The sequence below is a fragment of the Paenibacillus caseinilyticus genome, assembly GCF_027533645.1.
Taxonomy (GTDB): domain Bacteria; phylum Bacillota; class Bacilli; order Paenibacillales; family NBRC-103111; genus Paenibacillus_G; species Paenibacillus_G caseinilyticus.
In genome coordinates, this window is the sequence record NZ_JAQAGY010000023.1 from 12,635 (window position 1) to 38,607 (window position 25,973).

The following is a 25,973-nucleotide window of genomic DNA, read 5'->3' on the forward strand; positions in this document are numbered from 1 at the left end:
AAGGAATGGCGCAAGCATCAGGGAATGGCGGCGGCCGTGCGGCTGGCGGGCGGCTCCGTGGATACTGATACTCTTATGCTTGTTACTGAACGCGTGTACACCGATGGCGGTACAGCTGCCTGCGGTGGCCCAGGCTTCGCCGAAGGTCACCCTGCGGCTGTGGGTGTGGGCCGGCAGCGGTTATGAGGGACTTGTAAGAGGGTATATCGATGAGCATCCGGATGTCGATGTGGAGATGGTCACCATCCAGTACGACGACCTGCTGCCAAGCCTCATGACGGCGTTCGCCACCTGGTCGGATGCGCCGGATGCGGTGCTGTTGGAGGCTTATCAGCTCAGTGAGCTTAAGCGCTTTCCCCAGCATTTTCATAATCTATATGAGTTCGGCGACGAACGGGTGCATTACCTCGATTGGAAGTGGCGGCAGGGAGAGAGCCGGGACGGCGGGATGCTGTTCGCGATGCCTGCGAACATCGGGCCTGCGGCACTGGCCTACCGCCGGGACCTGTTCGCCGCCGCCGGGCTGCCCGAAGACCGGGAAGAAGCGGCGAAGCTCCTGTCATCTTGGGAGAGCCTAGAGAAGGCCGGGCTGCAGATTAAGGAGCGCACGGGGGCCGCCTTGTTCGATAATCTGACGAATGTGTATACGACATATCTCAATCAGTACGATGAGAATGCCGTTCCCGGCGGGACGGGAGCGCTGGATGCCGCCCGGTCCGGCCCGATCCGGAAGGTGATGGGGGCTCCGGGCTCCATGCAGCCCCTCTCTGCCAGGGAGGAGGATGCCGGGACGCTCACAGCTGATCAGGCCGCCAGCATCCGGGAGGCCTGGGACATGGCCATCCGCTTCCACCGGCTCGGACTGAACGCCGGCCTGCCTTCCCAGAGTCCCGCTTGGGCCGACGGGGCGGTGAACAAACGCTTCGCCGCCGTGCTCGCCCCTTCCTGGCTCCACGGGCTGATGAAGAAGAATGCCCCGGCCACGGCCGGCCAGTGGGACCTCACGCGGGCCCCCGGCAAGCCGTCGAGCTGGATGGGCTCCTTCCTGGCCGTGCCGGCCTCGTCGCGGTATCCCCGGGAAGCGTATGCCCTCGTGCGGTGGCTGACGGCCCCGCCCCAGCAGCTCGAAGGCTTCAAAAGCGGCGGGAACTTCCCGTCCACGCCGGAGTCTTATGCCTCCAGCGACTTCCTGGAAATGCGGGACGGCTTCTTCCATAACGCGCCCGTCGGCCAGCTCTATTCCTATGCCGCGCTGCGGTATAAGGGGGGCTATGAGGAGCCGGCATTCGCGCGGCTGGACCGGATCGTGCGGGACGGCTTGCACCGGGTGGAGGCGGAGGGGGCCGACCCGGACGCTGTATGGCGGGCAATAGAGCAACAGATGAGGGACGAGGTACAACATCCTGAAGGAGAGTGAAGTCCAATGTTCACGATCATGGTAGCCGACGATGAAGCGAGCGTGAGGGAGCCGGTCTGCCGGCTGCTGGCGAAGATGGAGGGGGTCGACCGGGTGCTGGCGGCCGGCGACGGGCGCGAAGCGATGCAGCTGCTGCAGGGCCATCCCGTGCAGCTGGTGATCACCGACATCCGGATGCCGGCGGTGGACGGCCTGGAGCTGGCAGGCCATATCCGCAGCGCCTATCCGGAGACCGATGTCTATGTGCTGACCGGTCATGCGGAGTTCGATTATGCGCAGAAGGCCCTGCAGCATCAGGTGGCAGACTATCTGCTCAAGCCGCTCTCGAAGAAGAAGCTGGAGGAGATCTACAGCACGGCGTACGGCAAATACCGGCAGCGCCGGGATGTCCGGCAGGTCGATGCGATCCGCCACCGGGCGCTGCTCGAGAAGCGGATCCACGATCTGCTGCACGATGTGCCGCTGCCGGACTTCGACCGGGGGCTCATCCCTCCATACGAGAAAATCATGCTCGTGTCGTTCTCTACGAAGGATCTCCAGTCGCTGGGCGCCCCCTCGGTGCGGTATTTCATCCGGGGCTGTGCCGAGGAAGCCTTCAACCGGCTGGGCCCGGCCGTCGTGTGTGTCGAAGACCGGCTCGTGACCATCGTGCTGTTCTCCCTGCAGGGGGATAAGGCGGCGTGGGAGCGGGAGGTGAAGGAGACGGCGGTCTGGATGGCGGAGAAGCTGCGCATGCCGGTGAAGGCCGGCTACGGGGGATGCACGGATGACATCAAGGATCTCGGCCTGATGTATATCCGCTCGGTAGCGGCCCTTGGCTTCACGGAGTTCTCTCGCAGGGGGGATGCGGGCGGGAAGATGCCGCCTGTCGTGCGCGCGCTCCTAGGTTACGTCCACCGCGAGTATGCCGGAGCGGCGCAGCTCACGGATTTTGCCCAGAATCACCAGGTCAACCCGAACTACCTCAGCTGCCTGTTCCACCAGGAGACGGGCATGACGTACTCGCAGTACCTTACCCAGCACCGGCTCTGTGAAGCGAAGCGGCTGCTCCGGGAGACGCAGCTGAAGATTTATGAAGTGTGCGAGAAGGTGGGCTACAAGGATCCGGCCTACTTCAGCCGCCTCTTCAAGACGGTGGAGGGCCAGTCCCCGAACGATTACCGTGCCTCGGCCGCCGGGGGAGTATAAGAAATGTCAAGATTCCTGTGATTTCTCCAAGAAATCGAAGATGTGCCACATATACGGAAATTCCCCCTTTCCTTATACTAAATGTAAGGGCTTCCACACAGAACGTCGGGGGATCGGATACAGAAAAAAGGGTGGGTCGGGCTCAATACCGAAAGGAGCGTATGTTGATGAAGAGGATTCGTCGATTCGGCAAGGCATCGGCTGCGGTGCTGCTCTCGTCTATGATGGTGCTTAGTGCCTGCGGGGGAGGGGACAGCGCCCCGGCGGCGTCCGGGAACAGCGGCAGCAGCGGGGATGGCGGCAGCAAGAAGGTGCAGCTGCAGATGTGGTTCTGGCAGGGGGCCTCGTTCGAGAAAATCATCCCGGAATTCAACCGTACGCACCCGAATATCGAGATTGTGCCGCAGATCTACAAGTGGGAGGACGCGCACAAGAAGCTCTTGACGGCCATGTCGGCCGGCTCGGGCGCACCGGATATCGCCATGGTCGATATCTCGCAGCTCGACCAATTCACGAAGTATCCCGACAAATTCTATGATCTGAACGAGTTCGGGGCCAAAGACCTCGCCAAGGATTATCTGGAATGGAAATGGAAGCAATCCATGGCCGGCGACAAGCAGCTCGGTCTGCCTACCGATATCGGCCCGATGGTCCTCTATTACCGGCAGGATCTGTTCCAGCAGGCGGGACTGCCGTCTGAACCGGACGATGTCGCGGCGAAGATCAAGACATGGGACGACTTCCTGGCGGCGGGCAAGGTGCTCAAGGAGAAGACGGGCGCTGACATTCTCTCGAACCCGACCGAGCTCTACAATGCGGTCCGCGACCAGGGCGACGAGCTCTACTTTGACAAAGACAACAATCTCATTATCGATAAAAACCCGCAGGTGAAGAAGGCGCTCGACTACTTCAAAAAGTCCCGCGAGATGGGCATCGCCGGCACGTATGACCAGAAGAATGCGCTTCAGGAATACTCCGCGGCGCTGAACTCCGGCAAGATCGCCACCTACATCTCCGCCGCTTGGGGCCGGGGGCATGTCGAGACGCGGGCCCCGGACACGAAGGGCAAATGGCGCGCGGCTAAGATTCCGGAAGGCACAGGCAACATGGGCGGCTCGTTCCTCATGATTCCGAAGCAGGGCAAGCTCAGCAAGGAAGCGTATGAAGCCATCTCCTGGCTCACGTCACCGGCGCAGCAGCTGGAAATCTTCAAGATCTCGGGCAACTTCCCGTCCACCCCGTCGGTCTACGGCGACAAGGCGTTCACGGAGACAGGGTATGACTTCTGGGGCGGCCAGAAGCTCGGCGTGCTGTACTCCGAAGTGGCCAAGGCCGTGAAGGTGCAGCGCAAGGGCCCGGATTACGCGACCGTGGATACGATCATCGGAGACGGCCTCCAAGCGGTCGCGGTCGACAAGAACAAGGACGCCGAGAAAGAATTCTGGGCGCTCGTCGAGAAAGCCAAAGCAAAGCTGAAAAATAAATAAGGGAGGCCGGGAGGTCTCTCGGGACGGACGGGCACGGGTGGCGGTGGTGCGGCGGCTGTCTAAGGCAGCCGTCCGGCTCTCCTTGGCAAGCGGCACAGCCTCCGGGCGGGAGCCGCTTCAAGCGGACGATCCGATTTTCAGGACCGTCGCAACTTGGGGGCCCATGGCCGAATCCGACCGGAGCGGCCTATGCCTGCGGGGCATGATGGCGCCGCTGTCCGGTCCCTGACCCAAGACCCTCCCCCTTCCGGAAAGGAGTGATCGCGTTATGAAAAGCCTGCGTCCCTACCTGGCGCCTTATCTGATGATTTCGCCCTTCTATCTGCTCTTTATCGTCTTCGGCCTCTTCCCGATTCTCTTCTCGCTCTATCTCGCGTTCCATGCTTGGGACGGGCTCGGGGAGATGAAATTCGTGGGCCTGCGCAACTTCACGAACCTCATCACCGACGACCCGGACTTCTGGATGTCGGTCGGCAACACGTTCGTGATCTGGTTCATGTCGACGGTGCCGCAGCTGTTCGCCGCCCTCGTGGTGGCCTTCCTGCTCAACGCCGCGTTCCTGAAGTTCAAGGACGGCTTCCGGGCCATTTATTTTCTGCCGAATATTACTTCGATCGTGGCGGTGGCCATTATCTTCGGTTCGTTCTTCGGCACGGAGTTCGGCCTGATCAATGGGCTGCTCGGTGCGGCGGGCCTGCCGCGCATCGACTGGCTCAACGATACGCTGTGGGTCAAGGCGGCGATATCCCTCATGGTGATCTGGCGCTGGACCGGCTATAACGCGATCATCTACCTGGCCGGCCTGCAGAGCATCCCGAACGACCTGTACGAGGCCGCGACGATCGACGGGGCGTCGAAGACGCAGCAGTTCCTCTCGATTACGCTGCCGCTCCTGAAGCCGATCATCCTCTTCACGGTCATTCTCTCGACGATCGGCGGCATGCAGCTCTTCACCGAACCGCTCATCCTGACGGGCAACTCCGGCGGAGCGACCAAGGGCGGCCTGACGCTGGTGCTCTACCTGTATAACCAGGCGTTCGTGAACCAGATGTTCGGATATGCTTCGGCCATCGCATGGGTGCTGTTCATCATCATCGGGGTCTTCTCGTTCATTAACTGGAAGTTCGTGTCGAGAGGGGAGCGGGTGTAGATGGCAGCGAATACGATGGAAGTCAAAAGGGGCCTGGGCGTGAAATCGGCCGCCCCCCGGCGGACGGCCTGGCTGGGTACGGTGCTGGTCTATACGGGCATGGGACTCGGTGCGCTCGCTTCGCTCTTCCCATTCTACTGGCTCTTCGTCATGTCGACGGCAACGACGGCGGACATGTTCCGCTTCCCGCCGAGGCTGCTGCCGAGCGACCAGCTTCTCGTGAACATCAACAAAGTGCTGAACGGGGTAGGGTTCTTCCAGTCCTTCGGCAACTCGCTGCTCGTGGCTGTGCTGCATACGGCTATGGTGCTGTTCTTCTGCTCGATGGCGGGGTTTGCGTTCGCAAAGTTCGACTTCCCGGGCAAAAAGCCGCTGTTCCTCTTCCTCCTCCTGACGATGATGGTCCCCCAGCAGCTCGGGCTCATCCCGCAGTTCATCATTATGCAGAAGCTCGGGTGGATCAACGAACTGAAGGCGCTCATCATTCCGGGCGCCGCCAGCGCCTTCGGCATCTTCTGGATGCGGCAGTACACGGACTCGGTCATCCATGACGAGCTCATCAACGCGGGGCGGATCGACGGCTGCCGCTCGTTCGACCTCTACTGGCTCGTGGCGCTGCCGATCTTGAAGCCGGCGCTGGCCACGCTCGGGATCATTACGTTCCTCGGGTCGTGGAACGACTACCTGTGGCCGCTCGTCGTGATCTCCGTGCAGGAGAAGTTCACCTTGCAGATGCTCATCGCCTCGATGAACGGGGTATACAGCACCGACTATTCCATGGTCATGGCCGCCACCCTCATGGCGACCGTCCCGCTGATCGTCGTCTTCACGCTCTTCTCGCGCCAGTTCATCGCCGGACTCATGCAAGGTTCGGTGAAGGATTGACGAGAGAGGGCTGCGGTGTCGGAGCCGCACTGCAAGTACCTAAGCGTCTTGTCCCTGTCAGGGGATAGGATGCTTATTGGTATCTAAGAATTTATATCTCGCTAGGGCTCGATCCTGTAATCTTATATATCTTATAAACGCGCATCGTCCTTAAAGGACGGCGAAACCGTTTATCTTGGTCTGTCACGGCATCTCGGCCGGTAGGGACCGGGCCGGCGGACTTCGGCAGCCCGGCGAATCTCATGCCGGGGAAGGGGCCGGTTTGGCTCCCGCGGAGGGAAGGGGTATAATAAGAAGAAAAGCCAAGGAGGATCTTCCCATGACGCTTCCCTTGAGATGGACGTCTGCCGTATTGGCCGCAGCGCTTGCCCTCGGCGGGTGCGAGGCGAAGGAGGGGACGTCCCCGGCTGCAGGAATGCAGGAGCCGGGAGCCGGGACCTCGAAGGGCGCGGACGAAGCCATGCCCTACACGCAGGAGGTTGTCGCATCGGGACTGCAGGTGCCATGGGAGATCGGTTTTGCGCCGGACGGGCGGATCTTCTTCACGGAGCGGGGCGGTTCGCTTCGCGTAATCCGGGAGGGCCGGGTGGCGGCAGAGCCTGTGTTTACCTTTGATGCGGCGCTCTACAAAGAAGGCGAGGCCGGAGTTCTCGGATTTGCTTTGGACCCGGAGTTCGCGGGCAATGGCTACATCTACGTGTATCACACGTATACGCGTGACGGGAAGCCGGTGAACCAAGTGGTGCGCCTGAAGGAGAGCGGCGGCCGGGCGGTCCTGGACAAGGTGGTGCTGGACGGGCTGCCCGCCGCCCGGACGCATGACGGCGGCCGGGTGAAGTTCGGCCCGGACGGCATGCTCTACGTGACGAACGGCGACGCGGGCACACCGCTGAATGCCCAGGACCTGAAGGTGCTTGCCGGCAAAATCCTCCGGATCACCCCGGACGGCGGCATCCCGGCGGATAATCCGTTCCCGGGCTCGCCGGTATACAGCCTCGGGCACCGCAATCCGCAGGGGCTCGCCTGGCATCCGGTCACGGGCCGGCTGTACAGCACGGAGCACGGGCAGACGGCGCACGACGAGCTCAACCTGATCGAGCCGGGCGCCAACTACGGCTGGCCTCTGCTCCAGGGAGACGAGACGGCGGTGAAGCCGGGGGATGAAGGCCAGCTCGGACCCGGGCCGCTCAAGAAGCCGCTTGCGCACAGCGCAGAGGAGACATGGGCTCCATCCGGCATCGCCTTCGTGACGAAGGGTCCGTGGAAGAACACACTGTTGGCCGCGAATCTCCGCGGCACGCAGGTGCTCCGCTTCACGCTGTCCGAAGACGGGCAGAGCGTGCACAGCATCGACACGCTGCTGAAGGGCGAACGGGGACGGCTCCGCGCCGTGGCCGAAGGTCCCGACGGCTCGCTGTACGTCCTCACGAACAACCGTGACGGCCGCGGACAGCCGCAGCCGGATGACGATAAGATCATCCGGCTGAAACCGGCGGCAGCGGCGAAGTAGGAGCCCGCGTGAAGCCGTAGCGGCAGCTCAATAACAGCTCCTGCCGCAGCACGATTCAAATGAAAAGAGGAATATACACCCTATGCAGGATATCCAATTACCGCAGCTGCTCGGCCGGTTGTTCGGGGAGCGCCTCCTGATCCAGGCGACGCTCAGCCAAGTGAGAGGCACCGACCCGACGGGCCGCGGCTGCACGAAGATTACGATCAAGCCGGTGGAGCTGAAGGAGGGGCTGCGCTACCAGTTCAGCTCGTTCTGCGGGCCGAAGGTGCTCCATGAGAACCTGGAGACGGAACATGCCGAAGCGCAGCTTCGGGAGCTGCTGACGGAGCGGTTCCGCCAAGGGCTGCTTCAGACGGGAGAGGCCGACTATCAGGTGCTCGTCAGCAAGAAGGGCAAGCTCGGCATTCTGCGCAAGCCGCCGACCAAGCAGGCGTCCGCTGCACTCTCGCACGACCGCCGGAAGAACTACACGCTGGACGAAGGCGTGCCAGTGCCGTTCCTGGTCGAGCTCGGCATCATGAACGCCGATGGCAAGGTGCTCGCGAAGAAGTACGACAAGTTCCGCCAGATCAACCGCTTCGTGGAGATGATTGCCGACGTGCTGCCCCATCTGCCGAAGGACCGGACGCTGAATATTATCGATTTTGGCTGCGGCAAGTCGTATCTCACCTTCGCGATGTACCATTTCCTGAAGATCATGCACGGCTTCGATCTGCGGATTATCGGGCTGGACCTCAAGGAAGACGTCATCCGCGACTGCTCGCTGCTGGCGGAGAAACTCGGCTATGAGGGGCTGCGCTTCCTGGTGGGCGACATCGCCAAGTATGATGAGCTGCGCCAGGTCGACATGGTCGTCACGCTGCACGCTTGCGACACGGCCACGGATGCGGCCCTGGAGAAAGCGGTGCGCTGGGGCGCTTCCGTCATCCTGTCCGTGCCCTGCTGCCAGCATGAGCTGTTCCGTCAGGTAGAGAGCGAGGTGCTCTCGCCGCTGCTGCAGCACGGCATTCTCAAGGAGCGCTTCTCGGCGCTCGCCACCGACGCGATCCGGTCCAAGCTGCTGGAGCTGCTCGGCTACAAGACGCAGATGCTCGAGTTCATCGACCTCGAGCATACGCCGAAGAACCTGCTGATCCGCGCCGTACGGGCAGCCAGGCCGCTGACGCAGGCGGAAGCGGGGAGGCTCGCGGCGGAGTACACCGCCTTCCGGAGCTTCCTCCATGCGGAGCCGTACCTGGAGCGCGCGATGCGGGAAGAGCTGGGACCGCTGCTCGCATAGCTTGCCGGCCCCAATTGCTGGAGGAGGGGAAGTCCTCCCGGTCAGCAGGGCAGCCCATGATATCGGTTTTCTACTATGTATAGGTACAGGGTAAGTAAAGGTACTGGGAACCCTCCCCGGTACCGGCAGCCGTTCGGACGTTTTGCGTCCGGCGGCTGTTTTTCTTTGGGCTTGAATCCCGTACCGTACTTCCCCCTCTATTCTTCCCCTATGTGCCTTTTGGGCAGTCCACGAGCCGGTTCTGCCGCTTTCCAACGACTTCCTTTAAGGGCCGACCCCGCGGTCCTAAGGGCTTTTTGCGATGATTTGCCCGCCAGCGAGCTTAAGTATCCGTATGCGTGAGCATTAGAGTTTAAAAAGCGCTTTCATACACCTTCATCCGATTATTTGAAGGAAAATCGTCCTTTTTCCCGGTTCCCTAGATTGCTGGAAATCTGATATATTCTTTTAGTACCATTTATTTCGGAATGCAAAATATTTAATTATGAATCAATTGGCGGTCAACCTTATCCGTTGCTCCGCTTGATGCGGAGGGGGAGAGCCTTGTGACGGAACCGGAACCGCATGATGTACTGCTTCAGCGATTGGAAGAGACGCACCGGCAGCTGCAGCGGAGGATGATCGCGAAATGGAACGAGGCCAGCCCGATGAGGCTCACCCGCCAGCAGGCGAATCTTCTGCTTCACATTGGAGATTGCGGCCATCTCAGCATGTCCGACTTGACGGAGTTCTTATGCGTGACTTCGGGAGCGGCCACCTTCGTCTGCGACAAGCTGGCGGAGAAGGGGCTGATCGAACGGACACGGCAGGCTGGAGACCGCCGGGTCGTCTCGCTGCAGCTAAGCGAAGAAGGCCGGCACACGGCAGGGGCGATCCGCCGGCTGAAGCGGTCGATCGCCGAGCGGATGACCGAAGGGGTCACCCAGGAAGAGCTGGATGCGGTCGACCGGTTGTTCCGTACCGCGCTTCATAATCTGTCGCAGTAGCGGGAAGCGCTTGGCATAAGGCTGTGCAGTTCGTTATTGATTTACATACAACCCAAAGGAGGAATGGCCACCATGGATCTCGACAGCCGGTTTTTCCGGATGATTCGGGAGCTCACCGGGCGAATGCATGCCGTACGAAGCGAGAGACTCAAGGAAGTGGGGATTACGCTGCCCCAAATGCTCGTGGTGATTCAGGTGTTCCAGGGACCAAAGACGGTCGGCGGGATTGTGGAAGCCGTGCAGCTCTCTTATAGTACCGTATCGGGCATTGTGGACCGGCTCGAGCGTGATGGCTGGGTGCAGCGGGTAGGGGACCAGCAGGACCGGCGGGTCATCTGGATTCACAAGACGGAGAAGCTCGAAGCGGCCAAGGAACGATATGCCCTGTTCGAAGAACAAGCATACGGGGAGCTGTTGAAAGGTCTGAGCGAAGAGGAACTGCGTATCGTGTCCGAGTCGGTCAATTTGATTTTGAACCAAATGGAGAAGAAGGTTGAGGAGAAAGCATGAAGCGAAAAGGCGTACTATACACCATATTGGCGGCCATGATTGTGGTCGGCGGCGGCATCGGCGGCTACTTCTGGTATAACGGACAGCACTATGTGTCGACCGAGGATGCGAGACTGACGGCGGACATCTACCGCGTGATGCCGCGGGTAACGGGGAAGGTGACCTCTCTGTCCGTAGAAGAAGGGGATCAGGTGCTGGCGGACCAAATCATTGCCCAGCAGGACAGCAGCAACCTGGCGGTCTCGATGCTGGACCAGGCGGCCCTGCGGGCTCCGATCTCCGGTACGGTGATCAAGACGATGGTTCATACGGGCGAAGTCGCTTCGCCGGGGCAGACGGTGGCGATGGTCATCGACAAGTCGAAGCTCTACATTATGGCGAACATTGAAGAAACCTATATCAACCGCGTGCATGACGGCCAGAAAGTGGAGATCACGGTCGATACCTTCCCGGGCGCTACGCTGACCGGAACGGTGAAGGAGGTCAGCAAGGCAACGGCATCGACCTTTGCCCTGCTGCCTTCGACGAACACGAGCGGGAACTTCACGAAGGTGACCCAGCGAATCCCGGTTAAGATCGCGGTAGATGACCAGCAGGGGCTGGATCTGTCGCCGGGGATGAGCACGGTCATCAAGATTAACGTCAAAGACAACTAAAATGCGAGATAGAGATGAAGAGGAGTATAGCCATGAATCGTAACCACAAACTTTGGGCTCCCGCACTGCTTTCCCTGGCCTTGGCAGCAGCGCTGCCGGGCTGCAGCACGGAACCGGGCCATGCGGCCGCCGGAGGCAAAGCCGCTTACCAATTGATGCAGCTCTCGCAGGGCACGCAGGTCAGCCTGAGCGGGAAGATCATCCCCGATCAGGAAGTGAAGGTCGTCTCCAAGGGCTCCGGCAAAGTAGCCGCCGTGAGCGTGGAAGAAGGCGCGGCCGTCCATAAGGGCGACGTGCTCGTACAGCTCGAGACAGACGATCTGCTCACCCAGGTGCGGCAGGCGGAATCGGGCATGGTCGGGGCGCAGGCGAAGCTTGCGGATCTGCAGGCCGGCGCCCGGCCGCAGGAGATTGCGGCGCTCGAGAGCGCCGTCGCGGCAGCCAAGGCCGCGCAGGAGCAGGCAGGGGCGGTAGTGCAGCAGAGCAAGGCCGGGTTCGATCTGGCGACGAGCTCTTATAACCGTCTGCGCAACCTCTATGACAGCTCCGCGTCGGTGAGCAAGGAAGATCTCGATAAGGGCACCTTCGAGTACGAGAAAGCCCGTACGGCCTACGAGCAGACCCAGGCAGCCTACAAAGCGGCCGGCGCCCAGGTCGAAGCGGCGCAGGCGAAGCTGGATCTGGCACGCAGCGGCGCCACGGATAATACGCTCAAGGCGACGCAGGCCGAGGTGACCCGGCTCTCCGCGACGCTGGACTTGGCCAATTCCTCGCTGAACAACGCGGCCGTAACCGCCCCGGTGGACGGCATCGTCGTGAAGCGGAATATCCAGCCTGGCGAGATGGCACAGGCAGGGACGGCTCTGCTGTCCGTAGTGAAGATGGACCGCGTCCAGGTGGAGGTCAGTGCGGCCGACAACCAGATCGCGAAGATCAAGACGGGAGCCGAAGTGGAAGTGAAGGTGCCGACGGCCGGCGACCAGCCGTTCAAAGGGACGGTCACCTTCGTCTCGCCGGTAGCCACGCCGAACACGAGCTCGTTCCCGGTTAAAGTAACAGTCGATAACCAGGAAGGCAAGCTTTTTGCCGGCATGGTAGCGGAAGTGGTTACGAGCAGCGGCACCCAGCAGAAGCTGGAAGTGCCGAAGTCCGCCGTATTGCAGCGTGAGGGCAAAGCTTTCGTAGCGGTGGCGGACAGCAATGGCAAAGCCAAACTGGTCGAAGTTCAGGCCGAAGAAAAGAACGCCGAGTGGGTATACGTTCAGGAGAGCGACCAGCTCAAGGCCGGGCAGTCCATCGTCATGAATCCGGACGCAGCCCTTGCTGACGGCACCGCCCTGAAAGCGGAATAGGAGGTACGCGCATGGCCGACATACCCGACAACAAGACAGAGCCCGCCGCGAACAGCGGCATGTGGCTGGCGCTCATTGCCATCGTCATGGGTACCTTCGTCTCCGTATTGAATTCCTCCCTGATGAACGTGGCGATGAACAAATTCGTCGCGGTTTTCGGCTCGTCGGTGAATACCGTCCAATGGGTCATCACCGGTTACATGCTGGCATCCGCGATGGTCATTCCGATGAGTGGTTTTCTCGGGGCACGGTTCGGTAACAAAAATATATTCGTCTACTCCGTAGCCGGCTTCACCCTCGGTTCGGTGCTCTGCGGACTGGCATGGAGCGACAGCTCGCTCATCTTTTTCCGAATCATCCAAGGTTTCGCCGGGGGCTTCATCATGCCGGTCGGTATGGCCATTATCTATACTACGTTTCCCCGGGAGAAAACAGGAACAGCGCTGGGCCTGTGGGGGGTAGCCGCGATGGTGGCCCCGGCACTGGGTCCGACGCTCGGGGGCTATCTGATCCAGCATTACAGCTGGCGCCTTCTGTTCTTCATCAATATCCCTATCGGGGTCCTGGCGATTATCCTCGGCCGGATTCTGTTGAAGGATGCGCAGCCGGTCAAGGGGCTAAAGTTCGACCTGGCGGGCGCGCTCCTGTCGATGACCTTCTTCGGCACGCTGCTGCTCGCCCTAAGTAAAGGACAGTCCGAAGGCTGGACCTCGCTGTATATCATCTCGCTGCTCTTCGTCTCGGTATTCAGCCTGCTGCTGCTGATCTGGGTCGAGCTCGGCGTAGAGAAGCCGGTGCTCGATCTCCGGCTGTTCCGCAACATGAAGTTCACGATCTCGGTTATCGCTTCGAGTCTCGTGATGATGGGGATGATGGGCGGTACGTTCTTAACGCCCGTCTATCTCCAGAGCATCCAGTCGCTGAGCCCGATGCAGACCGGACTCGTCCTGCTCCCGCAGTCGATCGCCATGGCGCTCATGATGCCGATCTCGGGCCGCCTGTTCGACCGCTTCGGCATTCTGCCGCTCGGCATTGCCGGGCTTACGATTCTCGGGGCGACGACCCTCGAGCTGCACCATCTTACCGTGGATACGCCGAACCACTGGCTGAACGTCCTCCTGACGATTCGTGCCGTAGGCATCGGCCTCTGTATGATGCCGCTCACCTCGGCCGGGATGAACGCGATCCCGACCCACCAGATCGGCAACGCTTCGCCGTTGTCGAACGTCTGCCGGCAGGTTGCCGGTTCCATGGGGATCGCGCTGCTGACGGCCATCATGAGCAACCGCCAGACCATTCACTACCAGCACATCTCGGAGAGTGTAACGGTGGATTCGCTCACCGCAAGCCAGTCCATCTCGATGATCTCGGGAGCTGTGTACCAGTGGGGCGTCGATACGGCAACCGCTACAGGCGCCGCTACCTCGGTTATCGCCGGCGTGATGCAGCTCGAAGCCTTAGCCCGTTCGATCGCCGATACGTTCTTCATCTCGGCGATTCCGGCGATCGTATGTATTCCGTTCGTGTTCCTGCTCGCCGGCAAGAAAAAATCGCCCGCTGCACCCGTGCAGCCGGATCAGCCGGATGGCGCCGCCAAGGATACAGCTCCCCAAGGCACGGCCTCCGGGGAGACGCCGGAGCTTGTGAAGGCCTAAGAAAGATAGAGTCTTGCAGCATTCTTATTTCATCTTGATCTACTTGATTCATAGCACTCATCCCAGCAAGATACGATATAGGAGGCATCATCATGAAATTGCCATGGAAACAAGCGGCCGCAGGCCTGCTCCTCGTCTCCACTTTGACGCTGAGCGTCCCACCCGTATGGGCGGATGCGGCGGCTGCCGGTACGGCACCTGCCGGACTCTCGGCTTCCTATGCCCTGAACGGAGTGACCCATCTGCAGGTGAAGAGCCTGCTGCAAGAGAAGACGGCCACCGGCTGGAGAATCGGCGCTGTCGTTAAGCTCTACAATGACTCGGGTGCCATTGTCCGGATCCCGGATTATGAACTGCGCGCCAAAGGAACGGACGGCAATGCCTACACCCTGCTGCCATCTGCTGCCAATGTGCGTTCCATTCCGCCCTACGGCTTCGTAGAGCTGAGCTATATGCTGGAAGTCGAGTCCAAAGCGCCGCTGTCCGTCACGGACCTGCTGTGCGTCTACGTCGACTGGAGCGTGTATCCGAAGACGGAAGCTCTGCTGGCGGATGTGCCTGCCGCTTCCCTCATCTGGAGAGGCAAGGATGCGGCGATCGAAGATCCGGCTCTGCTGAAAGGCTGGGGCGAGGCATTCACCATCGCGGGGACGAACTCGCCGCTGGAGTTCACGCCGGTCAGCATGCACAAGCAGTTCACGGGCCAATCGCCTACGTATGTCGTGAAGCTTGCGGTCCGCAACCCGGGCGACTACGCCGAGACGGTGCCGGACTTCACGCTGAGCGGCCGCTCGGGCTCGCGCAACACGCTCGGCGCGAAGGTCGATGGTGCTCCGGCGGAAGTCAACAAGGGCGAGACGAAGTATATCTCCTTCGCCGTGACGCTGGAACCGGAAGCGCAGCTTGATTCGCTGTACGTCATGACGCCGGAGAGCTTCCTGAAGCAGGGCCAGACGGCACCTCTGACGTACTGGACCGGCCGTCTGGCATTCCGTCCGCAGGCCAGCCAGAACATTCCCGGCCTGCCGGTGATCAAGGCCGGCGAGACGATCGCCGTAGACCCGCACAGCCAGGCGGTCAATCCGCAGCTGGGCGTGACGCTGCAGAGCCTGCAGTGGTTCGAGAACGAAGGACAGCAGTTCAAGACGGCGGTCGCCAAGATCAAGTTCGCCAACGGCAGCCAAGGTCCGCTGCCGCTGCCGCAGCTCGGCGCGGAGCTCGTCAGCGACAAGGGCGTTCCCTTCAGCGGCACCCAGCTGACCTCTGCGGTGAAGGAAGTGCTGCCGGGCTTCGGCGCGGTAGGCACGTATACCTTCGCCGTACCGAAGTCGGAGGAAGGCAGCCGCTTCACGCTCCGTCTGCTCGAGCAGCAGGGGCAGCAGCTGTACAAGACACCGATCGCCCAGCTGCAGACCGATGTGACGGGCGACGAGCTCAGCACGGAGCTGCTGCGCTTCTATCCGTTCGAGATGAAGATCGACTCGTGGGGCATCTCCAACATGGTGATGCAGAACGCCCTCACGAAGGCGTTCAGCTATACCTATAAGTTGAAGATGGATCTCGATATCCGCACTTCGGATGAAGTCATCGCCGATGGCATGCAGCCGAAGCTGTATATGCAGATCGAGAACCTCGAAGGCAAGATTCTGACTTCGAAGACGTACACGCTGACCGGCGATAACCGCCTGGCGAACGGCACGCAGTCGATCTACTTCGAGAGCGTGAACTCCGACCAGCTCGAGTATCCGATCACCGTCAAGATGTACGAGCTGGTCTCTACGCCGCTCGGCGACGCCAAGCGTCTAATCTCGGTGATGAAGCAGTAAGCTTATGTACGATTTCTCAGAGCAGCCTTATTCCTGCCGTGGCGGGATAGGGGTGCTCTTTTGGCGGTCAATCTAACTGCCGGGCTGCCGCAGACGGGGGCTCTCGTAAGGGCGTCAGGCAGTGGCTTCCCCTGCAGGAATGTCATACAATAGAAGGAAGAAGCGGCATAGATAGAGCTGCAGCCTTCGGGATGGCGGTCTAGGGACGGTTGACCGGGGAGTCCGGGCCGGGGCTTGTATGGTTCCGCTCCCGGACCAGGGACTTGATCTCGGCAAGATCCCGCCGGATCCGGCGGTACGTGAAATAGCCGGCGACGAATTTGGCCCCGAAGAAGAGCACAGCCGCCGCCGAGATCAGGACGTAATTATGGCTCAGCGATTTCATCCACGCGTTGAGGCTGTCGATGTTCATGGTTCATGCCCTCCGCTCCATGGAACATGGGTCTTGGTATACTATATCCAGAATGGCAAAAATTAGCCTAAAGCAGGTAGACCGGAGGGATTCGGGTGGCGGCGCAACGGCAGCGGAAGGGAGGCGATTGTGCATGGAAGCGAATGCGAGTGGAAAAAAAACCGGCCTGCCGCCGGTCGTGGACCCCGGCTGCCGGCTGCTGATCCTCGGCTCCATGCCGGGTGAGGCATCGCTGCAGGCCCAGCAGTATTACGGCCACCCGCGCAACGCGTTCTGGCCGCTGCTCTACGGGCTGCTGGACGGCGGCGAGCCTTCCGGCATCTACGCCGAGCGGCTGCAGTTCGCGCTCGGACGCGGCGTGGCGCTGTGGGATGTGCTGCGCGAATGCGAGCGCGAAGGCAGCCTCGATGCGGCGATCCGCAAGGCGGAGGCGAACGACTTCCGTGCGTTCTTCGCCGCCTATCCGGGCATCACGCACGTGTTCTTCAACGGCAGCGCCGCCGCCCAGTACTTCCGCCGCCAGGCGGCTCCGCAGGTGGAAGGCCTGCCGCTGCATTATGCCGTGCTGCCGTCGTCCTCGCCCGCCCGGGCGATGGGCTTGGAGGCGAAGCGGGAGGGCTGGCTGCCGGTCCGGGAGGCTTGGCTCGTATCGCGCCAGGGATGACGCACGGGCCGTTCGGCGCTCCGGGAGCGGGGAACGTGCGGGGCCTCTCCCTCTCCCTTGACCGCCATTCAAGCAAGCAGCTGCAGCTGGCTGTATCGGCATCTTTTCGGGAGAACCGCGGCGCTCAAGGTACCAAGCGCTCCAATTCGTCTCCCCCGGTTGTAAACGGTTACCTTTTGTGAGAAGGGAAACAGCACAAGAAGCACGAATATATACGGAACACACGGATTATATGGAATTAGAAATGCACAACTTGAGGGGTGAAGGCCATGTTGTTCAGCGAAGAAGAGAAGAACGCGGTCTACAAAGCGATCTATACCCGCCGGGACGTCCGTACGTTCCGGCCCGATCCCATCGCGGACGATATCGTTACGCGGCTGCTCGAAGCCGCCCACCACGCACCGTCCGTCGGCTTCATGCAGCCGTGGAACTTCGTGCTGGTAACGTCCGGCGAATTGAAGGAGAAGCTGGCCTGGGCCGCGGACAAAGAGCGGCGGGCTCTGGCGATCCATTATGAGAACGATCCGAGCCGCCAGGATCACTTCCTGGGCCTCAAGATCGAAGGCCTGAAGCAGGCGCCGCTGACGATCTGCATCACCTGCGATCCTACCCGCGGCGGCTCCCATGTGCTCGGCCGCAACTCCATTCCCGAGACCGATATGATGTCGGTCGCCTGCGCGATCCAGAACCTGTGGTTAGCTTCGTGTGCCGAAGGTCTCGCGATGGGCTGGGTCAGCTTCTACAAACGCAACGACGTGCGCGACATTCTCGGCATCCCGCCGCATATCGACCCGGTCGCGCTGCTGTCGATCGGCTACACCGACCAGTACCCGTCGGCCCCGATCCTCGAGACTTCCGGCTGGGCGAAGCGCCGCTCGCTTGAGGGATTGGTCTTTCAGGAGAAGTGGGGCGAGCTGTCGGAGTGAGAATGCAGCATGGCGGTCCGGCATAATCTATGGTATTGGAGCCTTGAGCCCTTGCGGGGTTCAAGGCTTTATTTGATTTGCTGGCGGAATATACTTGGCACTCCCAATCCCCCCTTGAAACAAAACCCCTCCGCGCAGCGTCTAATCGGTTATATTGATTTTTCCAATTCCGGAGGTCTCTTCCATGTTCAAGACTCATTTCAAGACGCACGACTGGACGCTGACCACGGTGATGCTCCTGTTCTGTGCCGTCAGCCTTACCGCCGTGTACAGTGCGACCTTAGGTACCGATTTTGAGGGAGCCCATGTCAATATGGCGGTCTACTATCTGCTGGGGTTTCCAGCGATGTTCCTGGTCGGGATGGTAGACAACGCTTTCCTGAAGCGGATCACGCCGATCCTCTTCGGTGTGGGACTCGTACTGCTGGTGGTCGTGCTCGTGCTCGACACAACGGTCAATCACGCGAAGGGGTGGATCCGGTTCTGGGGGCTCAGCTTCCAGCCGGCGGAGGTCATGAAGCTGTTCCTCGTGCTAATGCTCTCGCGGTTCCTGGCCAGCCGGCAGGTGGAGGATGGACGCATGACGTTCGTGGGAGGCGTGCTCCCAAGCGCGTTGCTGGCCGGAGTCCCCTTCCTACTCGTGCTGGTACAGCCTGACCTCGGGAATGCTATGGCCTTCGTGTTCATAATCGTCTGTCTCATCTGGGTGGGCGGGATGAAGTATTGGCAGTTCCTGCTGATGATCGGTCTGGCCACCGGGCTGCTGATGACCTCCGTGCATTATTACAAGGTGTATCACGGGCCGATCGAGCAGTACTTCAAGGTGCAGGATAAAGAACGCTGGGTCGAGCGCATCGACACCTTCCTGTACCCGGACAACGTGGATAAGGACAAAAAATACCATATCGACAGCGCCGAACTGGCCATCGGCTCGGGGAGCCTGGAGGGTGAAGGGTACATGCAGGGCACCGCGCGTAGAGGATTCGTGCCTTACGTATATGCGGATTCGATCATTGTCGTAATCGCGGAGGAGTTCGGATTCCGCGGGACCGCATTGCTCCTGATGCTCTATATGGTGCTCATCTACCGGATCGTGCTGGCGGCGATCACGGCACCCGATACGTTCTCGCGGCTGTTGGCTGTAGGCATTGCGTCCATGTTCCTGTTCCAGATTTTCCAGAATGTCGGGATGCATCTGCGGTTGATGCCGCTCACGGGCATTACGCTGCCGTTCATCTCCTATGGCGGCACATCGCTGCTCACGAATATGATCGCGGTCGGCTTGGTGCAGGGTATCCGGGCACAGGCGGCAGCCGTCTCTACAGGCGGGGAATGGACTCCGGTGGGGAAAGCTTTGTAAGCGTGAGGCAGAGGAGGGGGATGAAGGGAATGAAGAATAGGAAGAGGATGCTGGGGCGGCCTGGGATACATGAAACAGAGCCTGGGAGGGGGTATGAAGCCCTATCCGTGCAAGTGCCCATCCAAGGGGATCAGGCGGGGATCAGGCGAATTGAGGGCGGCGGCCCCCCGCGGCGGGCCGATCTGTCGTCCATGCCGCGTCCGGTGCGCTGGTTCGGGTATGGGTTTATCACCTCGGTGGTTCTTATGACGGCAGCATGCTTCGTGCTGACGCTGCTCGATTGATGGCGGGGAAGAAGGAAGGCGGGGCGGCGCTATCTAATCAGATGAAGGCTGGCGGACCCCTGCCTGCTGCCAAGAAAAGGCCGATTCCTTCGATCATCTGGGGACTGCTCTTCCTTGCGGCGGGGACGACCGTGTTCTACGCTACGCAGATGCTGAACAATACCTATGCGGTAGTCACACTGGAATCCAAAGGGAGAGAAGCGCTGCAGCTGCGAAGGGAAGACGGTTCGATGCAGACGGTCAGCGCGCCGGACATCGTGCTGCCCCTCCTGAAGGAAGGCGAGAAGTACGTCGTCACTTATCGGTACAACCGGCTGCGGAAGCCTTTCTTGGCCGAGATCGAGCCTTATCCTGGGTGACGAAAGAAGGGAAGGGGCCGAACCCAAAAGACGCCGCAGCTGCTTGATTGCAGCCGGGCGTCTTGAGTGGCGAGGAAGGGGCTATTCTTTTTCCTTCTGTGTAGCGCCGACGAGATTCTTCGTCGTCTTGGCGCCTTCCAGGGTATCGTTCACGAACTCCATATCCTGGTTCTCGGCCGACATCGAAGCGGTGCCCTCGTAGTTGCCCTGATGCTTCTTGTTCTCCGACATGCTCTTCCCTCCCTCCGGCTGCGGCATGGATGCGCACTTCCTGTTTTACCATGCGCACCCGTCCGGGATGTTATTCCACGGGAGGACAGGGCGCTTCGTGCAGAGGGACCCCGGGTAATAGCTTCTATACTGCAGGGGAGCAGGCAGGGGCTGCAGCCTCTGCTTATTTTGCTGGGATATGGCATACTAGAAGCAGGTAATTCATGTGCGAAAGGGGAGGAAGGCCATGCCTAGGAGCCAGATCAAAGTCCCGTTCGGCTACGAGCCGCCGAAGGGCAAAGGACTGAAGGGAACCTTGTGGGTGTACGATTCGTTCGAAGGCTACACGGAGCAGGAGCTGACGCGGCTGCTAGTCTTCTCGGATGAGCGTCAGCTGGCGCGCGTCATCTTCTACCCGCTCCATGAGGAGACGCTGCGGCGGATGGTGAAGGGGGAGCATACCCCTTATTATAAACGGGTACAGGCGCTTGAAGATCTGCTGGAGCACGCCGATACAGATGTGGACTATACGGTCGAGAGCTTCGAGAACAAGCGCAAGAAGTACACGCCGGCGGATTATGCGTTCCGCTTTCTGGAAGAGAAGTACCAGGGGCCGTTCTTCCTGTATGTGACGGAGGAGACCGCGAACCTGCTGGCCGGATACGAGAGCTTCGAGACTTGGATCAAAAAGGTAAGGTTCTTCATCGACGGTCCCGGCGGCCCGCTCCATCCGAAGCTGCAGGAGTACGATACGCGCTGGGAGCGCGTCTAGCTCTTCACGGGCAGCTCGGTAGGCGAAGCAGCGTACCCGCGGCGCCCCCAAAACGGCTCTTCCCTCCGAACCGTGTAGAACATACACGACTACAGAGCGTCCCGGCCGCACGGCGGTCTGCGGACGAAGGGGGAAGCAGTAATGGCAGCTTACAAAAAAACAATCGGCATCGCGCTGGCGGCGCTGCTGCTGGCCGGTTCCGCTTACGGAGCTTTATCCTTCGGGGATACGGAAGTATCCGCTGAAGTGTCCCAGGAGGTGCATGGCACCTTCGCCGGCCTGTCAGGCAGCAGCCTGAAGCTGGATACAGGCAGCGGTGTGACGTCGTATACCATGGCGGCGAATGCCTGGGTATACCGCAACTCGCAGAAGGCCGAGGCGGAGAGCCTGAAGCCGGGCGACACGCTGGAGGTGATCCTCAACAGCAAAAAGCAGGCGGCCTACATCAAGGCGGCCGGCCAGGCTGAGGCGAAGACGGAACCGGCTGCCGGTCAGACCGCTCCGGCGGCGCCGGCCGGGACCGCGGATGGCGGCGTTACGGAGGCCCCTGCGGCTGAAGCTCCGGCACCCGCCGCTGTGCCGTCTCAGGAGTCGGCCGGCCCCGAAGTGCCGAAAGCAGCGGAGGCTGTGTCGCTTGCGCAGACTGCAAGCGGTGCCGCGGCAGGAGCCGCCGCCGGGACTGCTGCCGCCAGCAGCACATGGGAGTGGGAGAAGCTGGAGCTGGAACTCAAGGGCCGCGAGCTGCTGCTCAAGGTAAAGCATGAGCCGGGCAGCCGGGACGGATCGGATATTCTGATCGAGACCAAAGACCGGGCCGTAGTCCGGTTGAACGGAGCGGAAGCGGAGAAGCTGCTGAGCCTGATGCTGCAGGGACTGCCAAGTGAACACAGCGCCTGGGAGGCGGCATTGAAACAGCGGCTGGCCGGCCACTTCCATCTGGATGCATCCCAGCTGACCGAGTGGGACCTTGAGGTCGACTGGAAAGAGAACGGGCAGGGGGCAGCCCCGGTACGGCCGCCCCAGAATCCGAAGGCGCAGGGTAAGCATGATAACGGGATCGGGCAGGAGAAGCAGAAGGATAAGGACAAAGGCAAGGACGAAGATAAAGACAAAGGCAAGAACAAAGAGAAGGAAAAGGGCAAAGGCAAGGGAGAAGACGAGAGGGACGACGACTAACCGCCTGGGTCTCCGTCTTCTCAGGGCCCGCCAGTTGTACACCCGGCGGGATTCCAAGCCCCAAATTTTCCAGGCAATCCGAAGAGGATGAGGCAATCGGGCTGCACATCATACAGCATCTCAAAGAGGCAGTCCCGAGAGAGGGATTGCCTCTTTGAGATGCCATAGGAGGAGTCAGGGGGAGGGGCCACCTCGCGCCTCCCCCTGACTCCCGGGTGCGGCGAAACTTGAAACATCGCTAGAACTTCCGAGGTCCCGGCGACCGGATGCGCTTTTCGTCGATGTAGAGGTCCAGGGCCACAATCCCTCGGCGAGCCAGTTTGACGAAGAGAACGAAAGCCTACACGGACAAGACGATCATGCCCAGGTACAGGATGACAAAGAGAGCGGGCAGGAGGGAGAATACAGCACTGGAAGGTTCGACATGCACGGGCACATTCCGCCTTTCTGTGATCAGTGGATCATACTGCTAGTTCTTACCCGCTCACCTGGCAGGACAAACGGAATCTTTCCCCTCAAGTAATTCCCGATCCTTCTTCCTTTGGCATATAGAGGCGCGGCCTCCTCTGTCCGCCCGCCTGGTCCTGATTACTTCGTCAAGATCGTATCGGTGCCCTCCCGGAAGAGAAGCCAGACTTTGCCCGCATAGGTGTCCGCTTGATACCAGCGCTGACCGGAGGGATCCTCCCAATAGCCCGTAGGGGCGAGGGTCTGGGATCCGAGCCGGTCTACCTTGAGGCGAAGTCCGGGGTGCGGGTAACGGTACAGTTCTGTCCCGCCCTCCCCGATCCGGAGCTTCCCTGAGGCAGGCCGGATGACTTCAGGCTCACCGTAAGCCCGGTTGATCCAGCCTTCGCCCTGGTTCGTCCGAACATGATACCAGACGCCCGTATCGTCTGCATAATCGGGCCGCGCTTCGGCGGGGCCCGTATCGATCTTCTCGAAGGCCTGGACCGTCTGCGGCTCTAACCGGGTCCCGCTCTCTGCGCCGACGGCAGCGAAGAGAAGGACGGACCTGGGCAGCGTCAGAGGCTCCGAGATCTCCTGCACCGCATATCCCATCTGCCCCACCCAACCGACCGGGTTCTTCCCGTTATCGACACGATAGAAGATATCGAAGACGGTCGTGAATTCGCCGGTAATATGCAGGGTCCGGTTCTCGATCACATCCGGGAACCGTTGACCCTTGGGATTTTGGAACGCTTGCACACCGGTATAGTACCACTTCCTGTCGACAGGCCGGAAGGTGCCGATCTCGGCCAGCGGCACCCGGATCCATTGGTCGCCTAGCCACGAAGTACGGATCTGCAGCCAGGTATCCTCATAACGGTGGGCGTCCATATAATGCCACTGCCTCTCCGCCCCTACGACCTCGACCTCCTGTGCGGAGATCGAGGCGGAAGACACGGCAGATAACTTCGGCTGTCCGTAGAGCGGGGTATCGCCGGTGAGGAGAATGGTCTTGGGCGGCTTGACTTCCACAGTCCAAGGCTCCGGGGACATCCACTTGTCCCCAAGCCACGTACGGATCTTATACCAGCTCCGCCCGCTGGACCAGGAAGCTTCGGCGCCGATCACCTCTACCTCTTGTGCGGACAAGCTGCCGAGCGGCTTCGAGGCGAGGTCGGCCGTATCGTAGAAGGGGGTTGGCTTCAAGAGCCTGACGGCCGCCGGGATCCGCAGGCCGTTGGGCGCTTCGATATGGGGCAGCGACGTGTCAGCCGGCGCTGCAGTTCCGCTGGATGCTCCCGACAGCAGGAGGCATCCTGCGGCGAGTGTCAGCCATAAGATTCGATTCTTCATAGGGTCTATTCTCCTCGGATGAATTACAGATTAGAACTGCCGGCGCTGCAGGGCCGTACAGATCGCCAGGAACAACTTCATCTTCATTACGTGTCCACTCTCGCTTTCATTCCCATGTAACGATACAGACTGGATCGGGCTCCAAAAGGTTACTGCGTAACCCGAAATGGACGGAAAGCGGCACGGGAGATAGGCTGTTCCAAGGCTGGCGATGCACCGAATCTTATCATCCCAACGATTGCGACCAGGCAAGGGATATTCTACCATAGTACAGGAATGTTCTGAGATAGATTCCCCTGCTTTAGCATCGGGCTGCCCTTGAGCGGCCTGTTTGTTTTGAGGTGGGGAGCGGCTCTATCTAATCCTGACATTCTGTTGTCAGCGGAATGCTGTATAATATACTTTAGCAGTAATGAATTTGGATGAAGAAAGGAAGTTTATCTTTTTATGAGTGCAGCACAAAACAAAACCGGAGTCATCGTCGCCGGTCTTCTGCTTGCGATCCTGATGGCCTCGATGGACAACACGATCGTGGCTACCGCTATGGGAACGATCGTCGGGGAGCTCGGCGGGCTCGACAAGTTCGTGTGGGTGACCTCGGCTTATATGGTGGCGGAGATGGCAGGGATGCCGATCTTCGGCAAGCTGTCCGATATGTACGGCCGCAAACGCTTCTTCGTCTTCGGCATTCTCGTATTCATGGCCGGCTCGATGCTGTGCGGGATTGCGGATTCGATCGTCGAACTGAGCATCTACCGCGCGGTGCAGGGCATTGGCGGCGGAGCCTTGGTGCCGATCGCCTTCACGATCATGCTGGATGCCGTGCCGCCGGAGAACCGGGGGAAGCTTGGAGGGTTGTTCGGTGCCGTCTTCGGGATGTCGAGTATCTTTGGTCCGCTGCTCGGGGCGTACATAACCGATTACATCAGCTGGCATTGGATCTTCTACATCAATCTGCCGCTGGGGCTGATCGCCTTCGTGATGATCGCCTTCTTCTACAACGAATCGCACCAGCATTCCAAACAGCCGATCGACTGGGCCGGGGCCTTCCTGCTCATCGGGGCGATTGTCTGTCTCATGTTCGCGCTGGAGCTCGGAGGCAAGCAGTTTGCCTGGACTTCGGCCCCCATCGTAGGTATGCTCGCGGGGTTCGCCGTGCTTACCGCGGCCTTCCTGTTCGTGGAGTCGCGGGCTAAGGAGCCCATCATTTCCTTCAGCATGTTCCGCAGCCGTCTCTATGCGGCGAGCAACCTGATCGGCATGCTGAGCGGCGCGGCATTCATTACGGCCTCCGTCTACATCCCGATCTACATCCAGGGCGTTCTGGGCGGCAGCGCAACGAACTCGGGGCTCGTGCTGCTGCCGATGATGCTGGCTTCGGTCGTCACGGCCACCGGCGGCGGCTTCCTCATGAACAAATTGCCGTACCGCTCGATCCTGCTGCCGACGCTGGCCATCCTGGTCGCAGGGCTTGCCCTGCTGACGACGCTCTCGCCGGGGACCTCCCGCCTTGTAGTGACGCTGTACATGATTCTCGTCGGTCTCGGGATCGGCGCTTCCTTCTCGGTGCTCGGCAACTCCGCGATTCATCCGTTTCCGGCACGGCAGCGGGGGGCGGCGAGCTCCACTTTTAATTTCCTCCGGTCGCTCGGCATGACGCTCGGCATTACGGTCTTCGGGATCATCCAGAGCCACGCGATGACCCGGAACCTGACAGGCGCATTCACGACCGGCGGAGGCGGGGAGGCAGGCGCAGCGGTGCCCCAAGGCCTCAACTTCAGCGATCCGCATGCGCTGCTGGACCCGGCGGCCCGCGCGAACCTGCCGGCCGGGGTGCTGGGGCAGATTGCCGAAGCGCTCTCCTCCTCGATCTCGCTGACGTTCATGCTGGCGCTGATTCCGGCCGTGCTGGCCTTGGCTGCCGCCCTCTTCATGAGCCGCGAGCAGCTTGACCCGGCGGCCGAAGCAGCCCGGGACGCGTCGCCTTCGCACTAACGAGCGCTTGTGCAGGCCTGGTGGAGCTCGTTGTCACAGGCGTCTGTGCCGCTTGACGGATATCCCGATACGGGCGAGGCACTGCCGACACGAAGAAGCCCGGGTGGG

Annotated in this window: 25 protein-coding genes; 22 read left to right on the forward strand and 3 right to left on the reverse strand. The window is 60.7% G+C overall.

The genetic code is table 11. The features are described from left to right. Positions 1-79 precede the first annotated feature (79 nt). The 14 genes from O9H32_RS25805 (at position 80) to O9H32_RS25870 (ending at position 15,904) form a co-directional block, all read left to right on the forward strand. A complete protein-coding gene (locus tag O9H32_RS25805; RefSeq protein WP_269869009.1) occupies positions 80-1,417 on the forward strand; it encodes an ABC transporter substrate-binding protein in 1,338 nt (445 codons plus the stop codon). Positions 1,418-1,423: 6 nt separating this feature from the next. Next, a complete protein-coding gene (locus O9H32_RS25810) occupies positions 1,424-2,605 on the forward strand; it encodes a response regulator transcription factor (protein WP_269869010.1) in 1,182 nt (393 codons plus the stop codon). Positions 2,606-2,772: 167 nt separating this feature from the next. Then, entirely contained in the window at positions 2,773-4,092 is a 1,320-nt protein-coding gene (locus O9H32_RS25815; protein WP_269869011.1) for an ABC transporter substrate-binding protein, read from the forward strand. Positions 4,093-4,129: 37 nt separating this feature from the next. After that, on the forward strand, positions 4,130-4,321 hold the full coding sequence (locus tag O9H32_RS25820) for a hypothetical protein (RefSeq protein WP_269869012.1): 192 nt from the start codon (positions 4,130-4,132) through the stop codon (positions 4,319-4,321). A gap of 39 nt (positions 4,322-4,360) precedes the next feature. Then, positions 4,361-5,242, forward strand: a complete 882-nt coding sequence (locus tag O9H32_RS25825; RefSeq protein ID WP_269869013.1) for a carbohydrate ABC transporter permease — start codon at positions 4,361-4,363, stop codon at positions 5,240-5,242. Next, on the forward strand, positions 5,243-6,127 hold the full coding sequence (locus tag O9H32_RS25830; protein WP_269869014.1) for a carbohydrate ABC transporter permease: 885 nt from the start codon (positions 5,243-5,245) through the stop codon (positions 6,125-6,127). Between the two features lie 319 nt (positions 6,128-6,446). Further along, positions 6,447-7,637: a PQQ-dependent sugar dehydrogenase gene (locus O9H32_RS25835; protein WP_269869015.1), complete on the forward strand. Its 1,191-nt coding sequence runs from the start codon at positions 6,447-6,449 to the stop codon at positions 7,635-7,637. Between the two features lie 82 nt (positions 7,638-7,719). Further along, positions 7,720-8,919: a class I SAM-dependent methyltransferase gene (locus O9H32_RS25840; RefSeq protein WP_269869016.1), complete on the forward strand. Its 1,200-nt coding sequence runs from the start codon at positions 7,720-7,722 to the stop codon at positions 8,917-8,919. A gap of 545 nt (positions 8,920-9,464) precedes the next feature. After that, a complete protein-coding gene (locus O9H32_RS25845) occupies positions 9,465-9,905 on the forward strand; it encodes a MarR family winged helix-turn-helix transcriptional regulator (RefSeq protein WP_269869017.1) in 441 nt (146 codons plus the stop codon). 72 nt (positions 9,906-9,977) lie between these two features. Further along, a complete protein-coding gene (locus O9H32_RS25850) occupies positions 9,978-10,415 on the forward strand; it encodes a MarR family winged helix-turn-helix transcriptional regulator (protein ID WP_269869018.1) in 438 nt (145 codons plus the stop codon). Then, entirely contained in the window at positions 10,412-11,071 is a 660-nt protein-coding gene (locus O9H32_RS25855) for an efflux RND transporter periplasmic adaptor subunit (protein ID WP_269869019.1), read from the forward strand. Before O9H32_RS25850 ends, O9H32_RS25855 begins: the two co-directional genes overlap by 4 nt. Before the next feature lie 32 nt (positions 11,072-11,103). After that, positions 11,104-12,423, forward strand: coding sequence for an efflux RND transporter periplasmic adaptor subunit (locus O9H32_RS25860; RefSeq protein WP_269869020.1), 1,320 nt, complete (start codon positions 11,104-11,106; stop codon positions 12,421-12,423). Positions 12,424-12,434: 11 nt separating this feature from the next. Then, on the forward strand, positions 12,435-14,078 hold the full coding sequence (locus tag O9H32_RS25865; protein WP_269869021.1) for a DHA2 family efflux MFS transporter permease subunit: 1,644 nt from the start codon (positions 12,435-12,437) through the stop codon (positions 14,076-14,078). A 92-nt stretch (positions 14,079-14,170) separates the two neighbouring features. Further along, on the forward strand, positions 14,171-15,904 hold the full coding sequence (locus tag O9H32_RS25870; RefSeq protein ID WP_269869022.1) for a hypothetical protein: 1,734 nt from the start codon (positions 14,171-14,173) through the stop codon (positions 15,902-15,904). A gap of 199 nt (positions 15,905-16,103) precedes the next feature. On the opposite strand, the gene O9H32_RS25875 is transcribed toward O9H32_RS25870, so the two are convergent. Continuing rightward, a complete protein-coding gene (locus tag O9H32_RS25875; RefSeq protein ID WP_269869023.1) occupies positions 16,104-16,316 on the reverse strand; it encodes a hypothetical protein in 213 nt (70 codons plus the stop codon). A 133-nt stretch (positions 16,317-16,449) separates the two neighbouring features. On the opposite strand from O9H32_RS25875, the gene O9H32_RS25880 reads away from it, so the two are divergent. From O9H32_RS25880 to O9H32_RS25900, 5 genes are all read left to right on the forward strand, one after another. Then, the gene (locus O9H32_RS25880; protein WP_269869024.1) at positions 16,450-16,980 is read left to right on the forward strand and encodes a DNA-deoxyinosine glycosylase; all 531 of its coding nucleotides are present in this window, start codon (positions 16,450-16,452) and stop codon (positions 16,978-16,980) included. A 269-nt stretch (positions 16,981-17,249) separates the two neighbouring features. Continuing rightward, a complete protein-coding gene (gene bluB / locus O9H32_RS25885) occupies positions 17,250-17,906 on the forward strand; it encodes a 5,6-dimethylbenzimidazole synthase (RefSeq protein ID WP_269869025.1) in 657 nt (218 codons plus the stop codon). A gap of 184 nt (positions 17,907-18,090) precedes the next feature. Beyond that, the gene (locus O9H32_RS25890) at positions 18,091-19,266 is read left to right on the forward strand and encodes an FtsW/RodA/SpoVE family cell cycle protein (protein WP_269869026.1); all 1,176 of its coding nucleotides are present in this window, start codon (positions 18,091-18,093) and stop codon (positions 19,264-19,266) included. Positions 19,267-19,373: 107 nt separating this feature from the next. Continuing rightward, entirely contained in the window at positions 19,374-19,550 is a 177-nt protein-coding gene (locus O9H32_RS25895) for a hypothetical protein (protein ID WP_269869027.1), read from the forward strand. Beyond that, a complete protein-coding gene (locus O9H32_RS25900) occupies positions 19,550-19,909 on the forward strand; it encodes a hypothetical protein (RefSeq protein ID WP_269869028.1) in 360 nt (119 codons plus the stop codon). Before O9H32_RS25895 ends, O9H32_RS25900 begins: the two co-directional genes overlap by 1 nt. 81 nt (positions 19,910-19,990) lie before the next feature. Here O9H32_RS25900 and O9H32_RS25905 read toward each other — a convergent pair whose 3' ends face one another. Further along, the gene (locus tag O9H32_RS25905) at positions 19,991-20,140 is read right to left on the reverse strand and encodes a hypothetical protein (protein ID WP_269869029.1); all 150 of its coding nucleotides are present in this window, start codon (positions 20,138-20,140) and stop codon (positions 19,991-19,993) included. A gap of 226 nt (positions 20,141-20,366) precedes the next feature. Here O9H32_RS25905 and O9H32_RS25910 point away from each other — a divergent pair, with 226 nt between their 5' ends. Then, positions 20,367-20,891: a hypothetical protein gene (locus O9H32_RS25910; protein WP_269869030.1), complete on the forward strand. Its 525-nt coding sequence runs from the start codon at positions 20,367-20,369 to the stop codon at positions 20,889-20,891. 141 nt (positions 20,892-21,032) lie between these two features. Then, a complete protein-coding gene (locus O9H32_RS25915) occupies positions 21,033-22,067 on the forward strand; it encodes a hypothetical protein (RefSeq protein ID WP_269869031.1) in 1,035 nt (344 codons plus the stop codon). A 588-nt stretch (positions 22,068-22,655) separates the two neighbouring features. On the opposite strand, the gene O9H32_RS25920 is transcribed toward O9H32_RS25915, so the two are convergent. Then, positions 22,656-23,870: a hypothetical protein gene (locus tag O9H32_RS25920; protein ID WP_269869032.1), complete on the reverse strand. Its 1,215-nt coding sequence runs from the start codon at positions 23,868-23,870 to the stop codon at positions 22,656-22,658. A gap of 447 nt (positions 23,871-24,317) precedes the next feature. On the opposite strand from O9H32_RS25920, the gene O9H32_RS25925 reads away from it, so the two are divergent. After that, entirely contained in the window at positions 24,318-25,865 is a 1,548-nt protein-coding gene (locus O9H32_RS25925) for an MDR family MFS transporter (RefSeq protein WP_269869033.1), read from the forward strand. The last annotated feature ends 108 nt before the right edge of the window (positions 25,866-25,973 follow it).

Excerpts from the sequence above, each read along its gene's own strand:
- O9H32_RS25860 (WP_269869020.1), top strand. The coding sequence starts at position 11,104 with ATGAATCGTAACCACAAACTTTGGGCTCCCGCACTGCTTTCCCTGGCC.
- O9H32_RS25900 (WP_269869028.1), top strand. The coding sequence starts at position 19,550 with ATGGCGGGGAAGAAGGAAGGCGGGGCGGCGCTATCTAATCAGATGAAG.
- O9H32_RS25890 (WP_269869026.1), top strand. The coding sequence starts at position 18,091 with ATGTTCAAGACTCATTTCAAGACGCACGACTGGACGCTGACCACGGTG.
- O9H32_RS25830 (WP_269869014.1), top strand. The coding sequence starts at position 5,243 with ATGGCAGCGAATACGATGGAAGTCAAAAGGGGCCTGGGCGTGAAATCG.
- O9H32_RS25825 (WP_269869013.1), top strand. The coding sequence starts at position 4,361 with ATGAAAAGCCTGCGTCCCTACCTGGCGCCTTATCTGATGATTTCGCCC.
- O9H32_RS25835 (WP_269869015.1), top strand. The coding sequence starts at position 6,447 with ATGACGCTTCCCTTGAGATGGACGTCTGCCGTATTGGCCGCAGCGCTT.
- bluB (WP_269869025.1), top strand. The coding sequence starts at position 17,250 with ATGTTGTTCAGCGAAGAAGAGAAGAACGCGGTCTACAAAGCGATCTAT.
- O9H32_RS25815 (WP_269869011.1), top strand. The coding sequence starts at position 2,773 with ATGAAGAGGATTCGTCGATTCGGCAAGGCATCGGCTGCGGTGCTGCTC.
- O9H32_RS25915 (WP_269869031.1), top strand. The coding sequence starts at position 21,033 with ATGGCAGCTTACAAAAAAACAATCGGCATCGCGCTGGCGGCGCTGCTG.
- O9H32_RS25925 (WP_269869033.1), top strand. The coding sequence starts at position 24,318 with ATGAGTGCAGCACAAAACAAAACCGGAGTCATCGTCGCCGGTCTTCTG.
- O9H32_RS25840 (WP_269869016.1), top strand. The coding sequence starts at position 7,720 with ATGCAGGATATCCAATTACCGCAGCTGCTCGGCCGGTTGTTCGGGGAG.
- O9H32_RS25810 (WP_269869010.1), top strand. The coding sequence starts at position 1,424 with ATGTTCACGATCATGGTAGCCGACGATGAAGCGAGCGTGAGGGAGCCG.
- O9H32_RS25910 (WP_269869030.1), top strand. The coding sequence starts at position 20,367 with ATGCCTAGGAGCCAGATCAAAGTCCCGTTCGGCTACGAGCCGCCGAAG.
- O9H32_RS25880 (WP_269869024.1), top strand. The coding sequence starts at position 16,450 with ATGGAAGCGAATGCGAGTGGAAAAAAAACCGGCCTGCCGCCGGTCGTG.
- O9H32_RS25875 (WP_269869023.1), bottom strand. The coding sequence starts at position 16,316 with ATGAACATCGACAGCCTCAACGCGTGGATGAAATCGCTGAGCCATAAT.
- O9H32_RS25870 (WP_269869022.1), top strand. The coding sequence starts at position 14,171 with ATGAAATTGCCATGGAAACAAGCGGCCGCAGGCCTGCTCCTCGTCTCC.
- O9H32_RS25855 (WP_269869019.1), top strand. The coding sequence starts at position 10,412 with ATGAAGCGAAAAGGCGTACTATACACCATATTGGCGGCCATGATTGTG.
- O9H32_RS25850 (WP_269869018.1), top strand. The coding sequence starts at position 9,978 with ATGGATCTCGACAGCCGGTTTTTCCGGATGATTCGGGAGCTCACCGGG.
- O9H32_RS25905 (WP_269869029.1), bottom strand. The coding sequence starts at position 20,140 with ATGTCGGAGAACAAGAAGCATCAGGGCAACTACGAGGGCACCGCTTCG.
- O9H32_RS25920 (WP_269869032.1), bottom strand. The coding sequence starts at position 23,870 with ATGAAGAATCGAATCTTATGGCTGACACTCGCCGCAGGATGCCTCCTG.
- O9H32_RS25865 (WP_269869021.1), top strand. The coding sequence starts at position 12,435 with ATGGCCGACATACCCGACAACAAGACAGAGCCCGCCGCGAACAGCGGC.